The 13796-nt window shown below is 67.8% G+C and carries 13 protein-coding genes and 1 pseudogene; 9 read left to right on the forward strand and 5 right to left on the reverse strand.

Annotated features, from left to right (window positions below; translation table 11 throughout):
• Positions 1–256: 256 nt before the first annotated feature.
• Positions 257–835 (forward strand): NnrU family protein, encoded by a 579-nt coding sequence (locus C5F75_RS19180; protein ID WP_104012604.1) that lies wholly within the window; start codon positions 257–259, stop codon positions 833–835.
• Between the two features lie 280 nt (positions 836–1115).
• Here the strand turns inward: C5F75_RS19180 and C5F75_RS19185 are convergent, their stop codons facing one another.
• Positions 1116–1853 carry a sulfite exporter TauE/SafE family protein gene (locus tag C5F75_RS19185; protein WP_059584597.1) on the reverse strand — a complete coding sequence of 246 codons (738 nt, stop codon included), beginning with the start codon at positions 1851–1853 and terminating at the stop codon, positions 1116–1118.
• 297 nt (positions 1854–2150) lie between these two features.
• On the opposite strand from C5F75_RS19185, the gene C5F75_RS19190 reads away from it, so the two are divergent.
• The 3 genes and pseudogenes from C5F75_RS19190 to C5F75_RS19200 form a co-directional block, all read left to right on the forward strand.
• Positions 2151–2588, forward strand: a complete 438-nt coding sequence (locus C5F75_RS19190) for a hypothetical protein (RefSeq protein ID WP_059584599.1) — start codon at positions 2151–2153, stop codon at positions 2586–2588.
• 1028 nt (positions 2589–3616) lie between these two features.
• A complete protein-coding gene (locus C5F75_RS19195) occupies positions 3617–4555 on the forward strand; it encodes a LysR family transcriptional regulator (RefSeq protein ID WP_059584601.1) in 939 nt (312 codons plus the stop codon).
• Positions 4556–4861: 306 nt separating this feature from the next.
• Positions 4862–5059: pseudogene (locus tag C5F75_RS19200) on the forward strand (LuxR C-terminal-related transcriptional regulator); the annotation flags it as partial.
• A gap of 41 nt (positions 5060–5100) precedes the next feature.
• Here C5F75_RS19200 and C5F75_RS19205 read toward each other — a convergent pair.
• Entirely contained in the window at positions 5101–5541 is a 441-nt protein-coding gene (locus C5F75_RS19205; protein WP_060011819.1) for an acyl-CoA thioesterase, read from the reverse strand.
• 207 nt (positions 5542–5748) lie between these two features.
• Between C5F75_RS19205 and C5F75_RS19210 the strand changes: the two genes are divergently transcribed.
• Genes C5F75_RS19210 through C5F75_RS19230 form a run of 5 tightly spaced genes read left to right on the forward strand, consistent with a single transcriptional unit; the run spans position 5749 to position 9337 of the window.
• Positions 5749–6855 carry a 3-deoxy-7-phosphoheptulonate synthase gene (locus tag C5F75_RS19210; RefSeq protein WP_063896793.1) on the forward strand — a complete coding sequence of 369 codons (1107 nt, stop codon included), beginning with the start codon at positions 5749–5751 and terminating at the stop codon, positions 6853–6855.
• Positions 6856–6870: 15 nt separating this feature from the next.
• Positions 6871–8130, forward strand: a complete 1260-nt coding sequence (locus C5F75_RS19215) for an aromatic ring-hydroxylating oxygenase subunit alpha (RefSeq protein WP_050018149.1) — start codon at positions 6871–6873, stop codon at positions 8128–8130.
• A complete protein-coding gene (locus tag C5F75_RS19220) occupies positions 8131–8658 on the forward strand; it encodes an aromatic-ring-hydroxylating dioxygenase subunit beta (RefSeq protein WP_059584605.1) in 528 nt (175 codons plus the stop codon). It begins immediately after the preceding gene.
• 14 nt (positions 8659–8672) lie between these two features.
• Positions 8673–9029 (forward strand): non-heme iron oxygenase ferredoxin subunit, encoded by a 357-nt coding sequence (locus C5F75_RS19225; protein ID WP_059585100.1) that lies wholly within the window; start codon positions 8673–8675, stop codon positions 9027–9029.
• Entirely contained in the window at positions 9026–9337 is a 312-nt protein-coding gene (locus C5F75_RS19230; protein WP_059584607.1) for a DUF1330 domain-containing protein, read from the forward strand. The genes C5F75_RS19225 and C5F75_RS19230 overlap by 4 nt, the downstream gene beginning before the upstream one ends.
• Before the next feature lie 214 nt (positions 9338–9551).
• Here the strand turns inward: C5F75_RS19230 and C5F75_RS19235 are convergent, their stop codons facing one another.
• Genes C5F75_RS19235 through C5F75_RS19245 form a run of 3 tightly spaced genes read right to left on the reverse strand, consistent with a single transcriptional unit; the run spans position 9552 to position 13734 of the window.
• Entirely contained in the window at positions 9552–11090 is a 1539-nt protein-coding gene (locus tag C5F75_RS19235; RefSeq protein WP_059639816.1) for a DHA2 family efflux MFS transporter permease subunit, read from the reverse strand.
• A 2-nt stretch (positions 11091–11092) separates the two neighbouring features.
• Positions 11093–12292 carry an HlyD family secretion protein gene (locus C5F75_RS19240; protein ID WP_104012605.1) on the reverse strand — a complete coding sequence of 400 codons (1200 nt, stop codon included), beginning with the start codon at positions 12290–12292 and terminating at the stop codon, positions 11093–11095.
• Positions 12289–13734 carry an efflux transporter outer membrane subunit gene (locus tag C5F75_RS19245; protein ID WP_104012606.1) on the reverse strand — a complete coding sequence of 482 codons (1446 nt, stop codon included), beginning with the start codon at positions 13732–13734 and terminating at the stop codon, positions 12289–12291. The genes C5F75_RS19240 and C5F75_RS19245 overlap by 4 nt, the downstream gene beginning before the upstream one ends.
• Between the last annotated feature and the right edge of the window lie 62 nt (positions 13735–13796).

A 13796-nucleotide genomic window follows, 5' to 3' on the forward strand; every position in this document is an offset into this window, starting at 1 on the left:
ATTTCAGGTATGCCCGTCGCGGCCCACCCGCACGCTGCGCGTGCCGACTCGCCCGCACGATCCGGCGCACGAATGCATCGAGCTTGACGCACCGCACGTCCTGCATGCTTCACAACGGCCGCCCCGGCGTTTATGATCGGCGCGGGTTGCGCCCGTGCCTGGCGACCCGCACCGGCCTCGCCGCCGGCCCCGCGAACGGCGCACCGTACGCCGCGCGGAACGCTTCCCCACTCACCATCCCAGACGGAGACAGCCGATGCTCGTCCTGATTCTCGGTTTAGCGATCTTCCTCGGTGTGCACTCGATCCGGATCGTCGCCGACGGCTGGCGGTCCGCGACGATCGAGCGGATCGGCGAGAAGGCCTGGAAGGGCGGTTACGCGATCGCGTCGATCGTCGGTTTCGCGCTGATCATCTGGGGGTACGGGATCGCCCGGGCGGGCGCGACGCTGCTGTGGGTGTCGCCGGTCGGCGTGCGCCACCTGACGGGCATGCTGACCGCGGTCGCGTTCGTGCTGATCGCCGCGTCGTACGTGCCGCGCAACCGGATCAAGACGCTCGTCGGCCATCCGATGCTGGCCGGCGTGATGGTCTGGGCGGTGGCGCACCTGCTGGTGAACGGCACCGTGCACGCAGTCGTGCTGTTCGGCGCGTTCTTCGTGTGGTCGATCGTCGATTTCGTCGTGTCGCGTGCGCGGGATCGCCGCGACGGTGTCCGCTATCCGGCCGGCGGGCTGGCCGGCGACGTCGCGGCCGTTGCGGCCGGACTCGTCGCCTGGGCCGTGTTCGCGCGGTTCCTGCACGGCCCGCTGATCGGCGTGCGGCCGTTCGGCTGAACGGAGTGCGAACGCCGGTCGGCCTTGCGCCGGCCTGCGATGCTTCACGCCGGCGGCCGGCCCGAACGACGGCTGCCTTCGCCGCAAGCAATGCGCCGCGACGTTCGCGCGCGCCGTCAGGACCGCGAACCGACACGGGACGCGCGAATCCGGGTTGAACGCCTACGACTCCGGCACGGCGACAAGCCCTGGCAGCGCGACCCGGTTCGGCACCGGATCGCGAAAGACGTGTTGCGGTTTGCGCGTCGCGTGCCGCGATCGCGGCGGCAACGGGCGTGCGTCAGATCGGTTTGACGAACAACCCGACGGTCAGCAGCGCGCCGATGCAGACGATCGCGATGCGCAGCACGCGTTCGTTCACGCGATGCAGCGCCCACGCGCCGAGCAGGCCGCCGACGATCGCGCCCGCACCGAGCGCGATCGCCGCCCGCCAGTGCAGTTCGGGCGACGTCACGAACAGCACGACGGCCGATGCGTTCATCACGCCCGCGAGCGCATTCTTCGTCGACATCGCGTGGCGCGGCGGCAGGCCGGCCATCGTCAGCGCGGCCATCATCAGGAACCCGATGCCGCCGCCGAAGTAGCCGCCGTAGACCGCGATCAGGAACTGCGAGACCCCGGCCGCGACGGGGCCGAGATGTTGCGCGCCCGCGCCCGGTTTGCGGAAGAAACTGCCCCACGCGAACACGACCGTCGCGAACAGCACGAGCCACGGCACCAGGTGCGAGAAGATCGACGACGGCGTCTTGAGCAGCAGCAGGCCGCCGAGCGCGCCGCCGGCCACGCTGATCGCGAACAGTGCGCGAAACGGCAGCCTGCCGACGCCGCTCACCATGTTCCGGCTCGCCCAGCCCGTCGTGACCTGGCCGGGAAACAGCGCGACCGTCGACGTGATGTTGGCCGCGAGCGGTGACATCCCCGACACGATCAGCGCGGGCAGCGTGATGAACGAGCCGCCGCCCGCGAGGGCGTTCTGGAGGCCGGCCCAGAGGCCGGCGAGGATGATGAGGGCAAGCATCGGTTGCGGGAACGGGGAGGTGGCTGGGCTCGCCAGCCGGAAGCGGGCAGGCGCGGCGGACGCACGATGGTAATGCAGGATCGTGGGCGCGGGAAGGACCGACGCGGCGGGAGAGGCCGGGGCTGCGATACGAAGCGTCCGTCGCGTCGTGGCAGGGGGCGAACGTGCCGACGGGATGCGCCGTCGCGGCGATCCCGGTCAGAAAAAACACCCGATTTAACGCTTCATTACGATGGGCTTAGCGGAAAGGTGCTAGATTCGCGCACCGATATCTCATCAAGCGGAAGGGGCAAAAAAATGCTGAAGAAATTGGCCGGGATGGCAGTGGTGGTCGGTGCGACTGCGGTGGCGTCGCTGCCTGCCGTGGCAGGCGACACGAATAACGCACTGGGCGGCGCGCTGGGTGGCGTCGCCGGCGCGGCGGTCGGCAACGCGGTCGGCGGGAGCACGGGGGCGATCATCGGCGGGGCCGTGGGCGGTGGCGCAGGCGGTGCGGTGACGTCGAACAAGCGGGAACGCACGGGCGCGGTCGTCGGCGGCGCTCTGGGCGGCGGCGCCGGCGCCGCTGCGGGCAACGCGATGGGCGGCACGGCCGGCAGCCTCGTCGGCGCTGCCGTGGGCGGCGGCGCAGGTGCGGCGCTGGGCGGCCACGTGTCGCGCAACAACTCGCGTTCCAGCGATCATTACCACGGCAACAAGCACAAGAACAAAAAGCGCCACAAGCACGACGACTGACCGGCGGTTCGCCCGCGAGCGGCGATGGGTCGAGCGCACATCGTCGCGCCGTCGTTTCGCACGTCCGCCGGCAAGCGCCGATGGCGCCGGGTGGCCCGGCAAGCCTCCGTGATCGCCGAGCATGAATCGCGACGGACGCCGGGTAATCCGGCGTCGACGAATTTCATGAGGATTCCTGTTGTTTGCGGCGCGGGCGAGGCCACAGCGGAATCGTTCACCCTGGGGCGGACGGTTCGCGGGAGAGCGCACGGGCAAGCTGCAGCAGCGAGGTATGGGCGAGTGCAGCGCCGATTGCATGCGCGGCCGGACCGAGCAGATTGAAGCGCGGTTTTGACAACGGTGGACATTCCAGCCGGGCGAGTCGGACGAAACATCACCGAACTCCGGTGAAATGCCGATCGAGTCGCAAAACGGGCGCGGCGGACACTCCAGCCGGTTTTCTCGAATCGCCGGAAGATTTTCGCAAAATCGGTTGATCGGGATTTGTTTCGTGAAACGTATGCGAGCCAAGACGGAATATTGTCGAGAAAGTCAATAGAAGAGTCTAAAAGTTCTGTTATTCGATCGCGATGAGCGGACCGTGCGGTGCTTTGCGCGCACGCCGTGCCGGCCGGCCGCGCAGCGCCTGTCAAGGCTCGCGCGGGCTCCGCCGAGGCAGGCCTTGCTTCACCGGCCTGCTTGCGTGCGCGATGCGCGGCGCGACGCAATCGAATCGGTTTTGTTTTATTGTTCATTCGCGTTCATCGTTTCATTTAAACCTGATACGCATCGTGTCGGGTTGCGATTTATTGCAACGCGGTGCACAATCGTTCACAAGTGCAATAAATCCGCAGCGGATTTTTCTCAGCGGCACGAATACTCCCCGCCATTCACTGCCCGCCATTTCGGCGGACGCACGATCGTGCGTCGGGCTCGGCGGCGCGACTGCCGATTTCCGGTCTATCGCGAATCACGGAGCACATACGCCCGAGGCACGATGCCGCTGGCCCATCGGCCGGCCGGTCCCGACAGTACAGCAAGAGCGCAACATGGCGACTTCCATCGACCTCAATCTTCTCGTCGTTCTGGACGCGTTGTTGTCCGAGAACAGCGTCGTGGGCGCGGCCAACGCGCTCGGCCTCAGTCCGTCCGCACTCAGCCGGTCGCTCGCGCGACTGCGGGTGATGACGGGCGATCCGTTGCTGGTGCGGGCCGGGCGCGATCTCGTGCCGACGCCGCGTGCGCTCGAGTTGCGCGACAGGGTGCATGCGCTCGTCGTGGAGGCGCATTCGGTCATGTGCCCGTGCGAGCGGGTCGACATGCGTACGCTCAAGCGCACGTTCTCGATTCGCGCGAACGAGGCCTTCGTCGAGACCTTCGCGCCGGCGCTGCTCGAACACGCGTCGCGCGTCGCGCCCGACGTGCGGCTGCGCTTCGCGCCGAAACCCAACAAGCATGTCGATGCGCTGCGCAACGGCGACATCGATCTCGAAGTCGGCGTGATCGGCCAGGCCGGCCCGGAACTGCGCGTGCAGGCGCTGTTTCGCGACCGCTTCATCGGCGTGGTCCGCGCGGATCATCCGCTGGCGACCGGCGAAATCACGCCGCAACGCTTCGCGTCGTTCCCGCAAGTGGGCGTGTCGCGCCGCGGGCAGTTCAACGGCCCGATCGATACGCTGCTCGATTCCCTCGGCATCGTGCGCTCGGTGACCACCGTCGTATCGAGCTTCCCGACCGCGCTGTCGCTCGCGCGCAGCTCGGACTTCGTCGCCAGCGTGCCGGAGCGGCAGACCGAGCGGTCCCGCGCCGGCATGTACAGCTTCACGCTGCCGTTGCCGATCGCGGACCTGACCGTCTCGCAGATCTGGCACCCGCGTTTCGATCGCGACCCCGCGCATCGCTGGCTGCGCGATTGCGTGCGCAGTATCTGCGCGCCGCGCGTGGCCGATGCGATCGCGCCCGCCAGTCGTGCGGCCGTTTCGATATGACGTGTCGTGCAACTCTGGTGGCGTGCGTCAACGTCATTGATACATTGCGTCTCGTGCATCTTCCGAAGCGTAAATCGATTCGGTATGCTCGATTCCATTGTGACAACACCGGAGATAATGGGTGGGAAGATCGTTGCTTTTGAATTCGCCGAATATTCGTGACGCCTTTAAATAATAAACATCCAATCCGAGGGGCATGTGAATCGAGATGAGCGGCGGAAATGAATCTGAAACATTGGCGTCTTATTCTGGATGGAGAAACGAATGATTCAGTGTGCGGCGAATATAGAGGCTCCCGTGGATGTCGCGTTGAGCATGCGCGAATGCGAGGTATTGCGATGGGCGGCGGAGGGGAAGACCGCGTATGAGATCGGCATCATTCTCGGCCTGACCGAGCGGACGATCAATTTCCACATCTCGAGATCGATCGTCAAGCTCAACGCGTCCAACAAGACCAATGCGGTCGTGAAAGCCGTGTTGATGGGCCTGATCGTGTTTGCTTGAACGGCGCCGGGGTGGCCGTTCGTGGCCCCCCGGCTGCGGCATCAGATCGCGCCCTGGAACGACAGCACGCGCGTCCTGAACTCTTCCGGCACCGGCACCGTGGTCTTGCTGCCGTAGTCGAACATCACGTGCGTGGATACGGCCCGCGCAACCACCGCATGATCGTCGGCCGAATCGTCGGCGTCCGCCTGCCCGTCGCGCACCATCAGGTATTCCAGTTCGAAGCTCTTCGATCCGAAGCGCGTGACGCTGCTGCGGACCGTGATCGTATCGCCGTACTGCGCGGGCTTCAGATATTCGCACGAGGTCTTGACCATGATGTGCGGCAGCTTTTCCGAATAGGGCAGCTCGAGCAGATCGTGCATGTAGGTCAGGTACGCGTGCTGCAGATAGTCGTAATAGACGGGGCTGCTCACATGGCCCATCGCGTCCGTTTCCCGATACTTCACGTCGATTCGCGTTTCAAAATATTTTCTTGTCATTGCGAGGCTCCTTGGCAGAACAGCAGGTGAGAACGTGTTTTGTCAGGAGTTAAGTTAGACGTGATCCGCATATCGGAATACTGTCGGAAATCACAGATATCCACCATGTGAAATGCTTCTGAGATAAATGACAGTATCACCGGGGATTTGACCGCGCTCTAATTGCCTCCGTAAATCGGCATCCGATCAGCGAGAGTGGAGCGTTAAATGGAAAAACCCGTTGAGGCAGCGTTGACGCAAGGCGTGGCGGTGATCAGTGCGCAGCGGTTGCGCACCGAGTTGCCGTGCGATCCCGGCCTGGCACGGTCGATCGGCGATGCGCGGCGCGCATTGGCGCGCATCATCGCGGGCGAGGACGACCGGCTTGCGCTGATCGTCGGCCCGTGTTCGATCCACGATGCGGACGCCGCGCTGGCGTTCGCGCGCCGGCTCGCGCCACTGCGCGAGCGGTACGCCGATGTGCTCGAGATCGTGATGCGCGTCTATTTCGAAAAGCCGCGCACCACGGTCGGCTGGAAAGGGCTCGTGAACGACCCGTATCTCGACGGCAGCTTCCGGATCGAGGACGGCTTGCGCGTCGCGCGCAAGGTGCTGCTCGGCATCAATGCGCTGGGCTTGCCGGCCGCGACCGAATTTCTCGATCCGATGACCGCGCCGTATCTCGACGACCTCGTGTCCTGGGGCGCGATCGGCGCGCGGACGACCGAATCGCAGATCCATCGCCAGGCGGCCTCGGGGCTCGACCTGCCGATCGGCTTCAAGAACGGCACCGACGGCAACGTGAAGGTCGCGATCGACGCGATCCGCGCGTCGCGCGTGTCGCACAGTTACCTGAGGCCCTCCGTTTCCGGCAGCGTGGAAATCGCGACCACGTCCGGCAATCCCGACACGCATATCGTCCTGCGCGGCGGCAAGACCCCGAACTACGACGCCGCCAGCGTCGCGGCCGCCTGCGCCGCGCTGCGCGACGCGCATCTTCCCCCGTACGTCGTGATCGACGCGAGCCATGGCAACAGCGGCAAGCAGACCCGCGCGCAGATCGACGTCTGCGGCAACCTCGCCGCGCAACTGCATCGCGGCGAACGCGCGATCGTGGGCGTGATGATCGAGTCGTTTCTCGTCGAGGGGCGGCAGGACCTGGTGCCGGGCACGCCGCCGGTGTTCGGCCAAAGCATTACCGACGCATGTCTCGGCTGGGATCACACGGCCGAACTCATCGAGCAGTTGGCTGCCGCGGCGGTTGCGCGGCGGCGTTCGCCAGCCGGCTTCATCGCGCACGGTGCCGCCGTCGCGAGGCAGGCCGTTTCTTACTGAATGAAAGGAGCTCTCTTGAACTCACCCATCGACATCGCCCGCGCGCTCGACTGGAAAGGCGACGGCGCCAGCCGCACGCCATACGAGGCGTATACGAGTGAAGCGCTGTACCAGCGGGAACTCGAGCGCCTGTTCTATGCGAATCACTGGTGCTACATCGGCCTCGAAGCCGAAGTGCCGTCTCCCGGCGATTTCCAGCGCACGGAAGTCGGCGAGCGATCCGTCGTGATGACGCGCACGGAGGATGGCGAGATCGTCGTCTTCGAAAACGCGTGCGCGCACCGCGGCATGCAGTTCTGCCGCGAGCGCTCGGGCAAGGCGAAGGATTTCCACTGCCCGTATCACCAGTGGAACTACGACCTGAAGGGCAACCTGATCGGCGTGCCGTTCCGGCGCGGCGTGCGTCAGGGCGGCACGATCAACGGCGGCATGCCGGCGGATTTCGAGCCGGGCAAGCATGCGCTGCGGCGCCTGCGCGTGTCGACGCGCGGCGGCGCCGTGTTCGCGTCGTTCGACGAGAACGTCGAATCGTTCGAGGATTTCCTCGGCCCGCGCATCCTGCCTTACTACGACCGCCTGTTCCACGGCCCGAAGCTGACCGTGCTCGGCTATACGCGGCAGCGCGTGCCGAGCAACTGGAAGCTGATGGTCGAGAACATCAAGGATCCGTATCACGCGGGGCTGCTGCACACCTGGTTCGTCAACTTCGGCCTGTGGCGCGCGGACAATCCCGCCCGGCTCGTGACCGATGCGCATCACCGGCACGGCGCGATGGTGTCGATCCGCAGCGGCGGCGGCGGCGGAGAAGTGACCCACAACGTGACGAGCTTCAAGGAACGCATGACGCTGCACGACGACCGCTTCCTCGACGTCGTGCACGAACCGTGGTGGGGCGATCCGACCGTCGTGATGCTCACGCTGATGCCGAGCGTCATCATCCAGCAGCAGGTCAATGCGCTGTCGACGCGGCGCATCCGGCCGATCGGCCCGGGCGTGTTCGACTACGTGTGGACGCATTTCGGTTTCGAGACCGACACCGAGGAGATGACGCGGCGCCGCCTGCGCCAGGCCAATCTGTTCGGGCCGGCCGGCTTCGTGTCGGCGGACGACGGCGAGGTCATCGAATGCGTGCAGCAGAGCTTCGAGCAGATCCAGCACGGCAACGTTTACAACGAGCTCGGCGGCCGGCAGATCGACGAGCAGACCGAACACATGGTCAGCGAAACGCTGGTGCGCGGCATGTACCAGTACTGGCGCCAAGTGATGGAGGCCTGAATGAGCACGATCACGACAAGAACGGCCCGGCCGGCCGCCGAGCCGCACGCGGGCGGCGCGACCTTCGAGGATTTCTATTCGCTCGTCCAGCTCAACGCGAGATATGCGGCCGTGCTCGACGGCGGCGACTGGGACGCGTGGCCGGAATTCTTCATCGAGCAATGCCGGTACACGGTGGTGCCGCGCGAGAACCACGAGCGCAACCTGCCGCTGGCGGTGATGGATTTCGAAAGCAAGGGCATGCTGAAGGATCGCGTCTACGGGATCAAGGAGACGCTGTTCTTCGATCCGTACTATCAGCGCCACGTGATCGGGCTGCCGCTCGTCACGTATCTCGACGACACGGTGATCGAGGCGGAGACGAACTACGCGGTGCTGCGCACGAAGACCGAGCAGATGAGCGACGTGTACAACACCGGGCGCTACCTGGACCGCATCCTGCGGACGCCGCACGGGCTGCGTTTCGAGTCGCGCATCTGCGTCTACGACAGCGAGATGATTCCGAACTCGCTGATTTACCCGATCTGAACGAGGTGCCGAACGTGACTACGGAATGGATCGATGCAGTCGCGCCGGAAACGGTGCGCGCCGACGGAATACTCGGCGTCTGGGTGGGCGGCCGCGACATCGCGCTGTATGCGGTCGGCGACGAGATCTTCGCGACCGAGAACCAGTGCACGCATGGCGACGCGCGATTGAGCGACGGCTTCCTGCTCGACGACGAGATCGAATGCCCGCTGCACCAGGGGCGCTTCAGCGTGCGGACCGGCATGGCGCTGTGCGCGCCGCTGACGACGTGCGTGCACACCTACCCGGTGAAGATCGAGAACGGCCGCGTGTTCGTGCAGCTCGCGCCGGCCGACGCGGCGGCGCCGGCGCCCGCGGAGGCGCGATCATGAGCGCGTACGTGATATTCGACATCGACGTGCACGACGTCGACGCTTACCAGGCGTACCGCCGGCTCGGCGCGCCGACGGTGGCCGAGTACGGCGGGCGCTTCCTCGTGCGCGGCGCCGAAGTCGAGACGCTGGAAGGAGACTGGGCGCCCAAGCGCGTCGTCGTGCTCGAATTCGAGTCGGCGGAGCGCGCCCGCGAGTGGTATCGGTCGGAGGGTTATCAGGCAGCCAAGCGCCTGCGCGAGCCGGCCGCGCGGACGATCGGCATCCTCGCCGACGGCTACGTGCCGGCGCCCAGCGACCCGCGTTGATCCGCGTTAAGCGGCGCAGTTGAAGGGGCTGCGCGCCGTGTCGATCGGCGCGCAGCCCCTTTTTTCATTCGCGGTGCCGTCGAGCGCGGCCCGCCAGGCCGATTCATCCATGACGGCGATGCGGTCCGGCAGGGGCTTGCGCCGCCCGCCGCCCGGTTAGCCGGTCAGTCGCTCCTGCCGGGCGAGACGGCTTCCGGATGTTTTCCGTCGCGCGTCACGCGTGGCGGGAGCGGATCGACCAGACCGCCAGCAGCGTCGCGCCGAACAGCAGCAGGCAGCCGAACGAGAAATCGTTCAGCGCGAGCATGTGCGCTTCGACGTCGATCGCATGCGAGACCGACGCGAGTGCGCCGGACGGCGACAGCCCCGCGTGATCGAGCCGCGCGAACCAGTCGGCGGACGCGAAATCGTACGGCGTGATGTGGTCGACGAGATAGGTGTTGTGCACGCGGGAACGACGCTCGAAGTAGGTCGGCGCGACCGAGGTCGCGACGCTCGTGCCGATCCGGCGCAGCGCGTTCTGCAGCCCGGATGCCGCGGGCAGCCGCTCGCGGGGCAGCCCGGCGAGCGAAAGCGACACGAGCGGCGTGATGAAGAACGCGGTGGCGGCGCCCATCAGCAGCGAATTGGCGGCGATGTCGCCGAGGGTCACGTCGCTGTTGAAATGCATGCGCCAGAACGACGCGGCGCCCCAGCCGACGAGCGCGACGGTCGCGAGCAGGCGCGGATCGGTGCGGCCCTGGAAGCGGCCGAGCAGCGGCGCGATCACGATCCCGGCGACGCCGAGCGGCGCGGTGGCGATGCCGGCCCAGGTGGCCGTGTATCCCTGCTGGGTCTGCAGCCACAGCGGCACGAGCACCAGCGCGCCGAAGTAGAGCCCGAAGCCGACCGTGATCGCGAGCGTGCTCGTCGTGAAGTTGCGGTCCGCGAACAGCCGCAGGTCGACGATCGGATGGTCGTCAGTCAGCTCCCAGAGGACCAGCGCGACGAACGACGCGATGCCCACGACCGCCAGCATGCGAATTTCGTCGGAGGCGAACCAGTCGAGGTTCTGGCCGCGATCGAGCAGCAACTGGAACGACCCGAACGCGGCGGTGAGCAGCAGCAGCCCGACGACGTCGACCGGCAGCCGCCGCGTCGCGTTGTCGCGCCCCTTCAGCAGCCGTGCGAGCACGCCGAGCACGAGTACGCCCGGCGGCACGTTCACGTAGAAGATGTACGGCCAGCTCAGGTTGTCGGTGATCCAGCCGCCGGCGATCGGCCCGAGCACCGGCGCGACGAACGTCGTGGTCTGCCACACGGCCAGCGCGACGTGGCGGCGCGTCGACGGGAACACCGCCATCAGCAGCGCCTGCGACAGCGCGGTGATCGGGCCCGACGCGGCGCCCTGCAGCGCGCGAAACACCAGCAGCGACTCGAAGTTCGGCGCCATCCCGCACAGGATCGATGTGACCACGAACAGCAGCACCGACACGCGGAACAGCCGCACCTGGCCGAAGCGCTGCGTGAGCCAGCCGGTGAGCGGCAGCGTGATCGCGAGCGGCGTCGCGAACGAGGTCAGCATCCACGTGCCCATGTCCGGTGCGACGCCGAGATCGCCCGCGATGGTCGGGACGGCGACGTTCGCGATCGTCAGGTCGAGCGTCTGCATGAAATTCGCGACGCTGACCGCGATCGCGACGAGCGCCAGCGGCATGCCGGCAAGCGGCTCCAGCGGCAGTTTCGGCGCCGCGTTCCTGGAGAAGAAGCGCATCGTCAGGCTCCCGGCGCGAGCGGACGGGCGCCGCTGTTCGCGCGAATCGTCTCGGCGACGAGCGCGTCGCCCGCTTCGTCATCCTCACGATAGATCGACGTGGCGTCGATCGACCGGCGCGCTTCTGGCGCACGGGCGGGCGGCGACGCCGACGCGGTGCCGGGGCCGCGATCGACCGGCACCGAGGCCGTCATCGACAGGCCGATACGCAGCGGGTGCGCGCGCAGCTCGGCGGGATCGAGCGCGATCCGGACCGGCACGCGCTGGACGACCTTGATCCAGTTGCCGGTCGCGTTCTGCGCGGGCACGGCCGCGAAGGCGGCGCCGGTGCCGGCTTCGAGCCCGACGACGCGCCCGTGGAACACCACGTCGCTGCCGTACAGGTCCGAGAACAGCTCGACCGGCTGCCCGGCGCGCATGCCGCGCAGTTGCGATTCCTTGAAGTTGGCCTCGACCCACACGTGATCGAGCGGCACGAGCGCCAGCGACGGCGTGCCGGGCGACACGTGCTGGCCGACCTGCACGGCCCGGCGCGTGACGAGCCCGCCGAGCGGCGCGTGTATTTCGGTGCGGCGCAGCGCGAGCGCCGCGCTGCGAACGCGGGCCGCCGCCGCGCGCACGAGCGGATTCGTGTCGATCGACGTGCCGTCGGTGCGCGCGAGCGTCGCGTCGTAGGCGGCCTGCTGCGCGTTCAGCGCGGCTGCCGCGCCGTCCATCGCGTCGCGTGCATGGCGAAGATCCTCGCGCGACACGCCACCGTCTTGCGCGAGGCTCAGCCGGCGCTGCAGGTCGTCGTTCGCCTTGGCCCATTCGGTGCGCCGCACCCGGATCTGCGCTTCCTCGCGCACCACGTCCGCATGCGCGGTGCGGTATTGGCGCACCGCGTGCGCAAGTTGCGCGACCGCTTCGTCCAGCGCGAGCCGCGCATCGGTCTTGTCGACGCTGAACAGCAGGTCGCCGGGCCGGACCCAGTCGGCGTTCTGCACGCGCACGGCGTCGACGGTGCCGCCGATCTGCGGCGAGATCTGGACGACGTCGCCGGACACGTATGCGTCGTCGGTCGTCTCGGTGCCGCGCGTGGTAGCCCACGCGGCGGCGGCGAGGCCGGCCGCGCCGGCGAGCGCGATGAAGAACCAGCGGAAGTAGCGCCGGCGCGCGCGTTGCAGCGAGGGCTCGGCGGCGGGGGATTCGGGACGGTTCATTGTGCGACTCCAGTGGAAGTGGCGCCGCCGAGCGCGGCGATCAGGCGGGCGTGCTCGATCGCGAACGACGCATCCGCGCGGGCGACCGATGCGCGATCCTCGAGCAGCCGGCCTTCGGCGAGCAGGACGTCGAGATAGCCGGAAATGCCTTTGCGGTAGCGCTGCGTTTCGATGGTGTAGGTCCGTTGCGCGCGCGCCAGCGCTTCGCGCTGAAGCGCCCGCTGCCGGCCGAGCGTGTCGATCTGGACGAGGGTGTCGCTGACCTGCGCGAGCGCGTTGACGACCGTGTCGTCGTACGTCGCGACGGCGGCGTTGTAGGCGGCGGTTTGCGCGCGCAGGCCGGCGCGCAGGCGCCCGCCCTCGAAAATCGGCAGCGTGATCGCGGGGCCCGCGCCGAGGGTGCCGTTGTTGCCGTGGAACAGCGCGCGGAACCCGAAGCTCTGCACGCCGGCGAAGGCCAGCAGATTGACATCCGGATAGAACGCGGCGCGCGCGGCATCGATGTTCGCCGCTTCGGCTTCGACCCGGTAGCGCGCGGCCAGGACGTCCGGCCGGCGGCCGATCAGCGCCGCGGGCAGGACGGCCGGCATCGGCAACGCCGCCGCCGGCGGCCCGGCGGGCGTCAGCGCGTCGGCGTAACCGGGCCCCCGACCGACGAGCGCGGCGAGCCGGTGGCGCAGCCGGGCCGAGGCAGCCGCATGCGTGTCGATGTCGGCCTGCGCGTGCGGAATGGGTTCGCTCGCCCTGAGCACGGCCACCTGCATGTCGAGGCCGGCGTCGGCGCGCTGCGACGTGAGGCGCAGCAGATAGCTGTGCTGCTGCAGCGTATCGCGCGCGATCGCGAGCAGTTGCTGTTCGAGCGCGAGCTGCAGGTACGTTTCGACGATCGCCGCCTGCAGCGACACGGCGGCCGCATGCTCGAGCGCGCGCTGCTGATCCGCGCGCAGCGCGGCGGCGCGCGCCAGCGCGTGCTGCCGGCCGGCGATGTCGAGATCCCACGACGCACCGAGGAGCGCCTGCGCGTCGACCTGCCAGTGTCCGGCCGCGGGCGGCGGCGTCCGATAGCTGCCCGGCAGGCGCGTCGGCACCGCGCTCGCCGTCGCGCCGAGCTGCGGTAGCAGCGCGGCGTTTTCGACGTCGGCGTCGGCCAGCGCCTGCGCGACACGTTCGCGCTGCGCCTGCAGCGTCGGTGCGCCGGCCAGCGCATCGTCGACGAGGCGATCCAGCTGCGCGTCGCCGAACGCGGTCCACCAGCGTTCGATGATCGTCGGCGAGCCGGCGCCGGCGGAGCGAATCGCGGCGCCCGCATCGAGTTGCTCGACGGGCGTGATCCACGCCGCCGGGCGTTGCGGGCCGAACGGGGCGCAGCCGGCGATCGCGAGCGCGGCGAGCGCGGGAACCAGGCGGCGCGCGCCGCACGCTCGGTCGATGAGGAGGGGCATGGTCGATTTCCTGTCGCGTGAAGGCGAACGGTCTGTATCTAAAAATATATCTTTAGATATTA

The organism is Burkholderia anthinoferrum (assembly GCF_002925705.1).
Lineage (GTDB): Bacteria > Pseudomonadota > Gammaproteobacteria > Burkholderiales > Burkholderiaceae > Burkholderia > Burkholderia semiarida.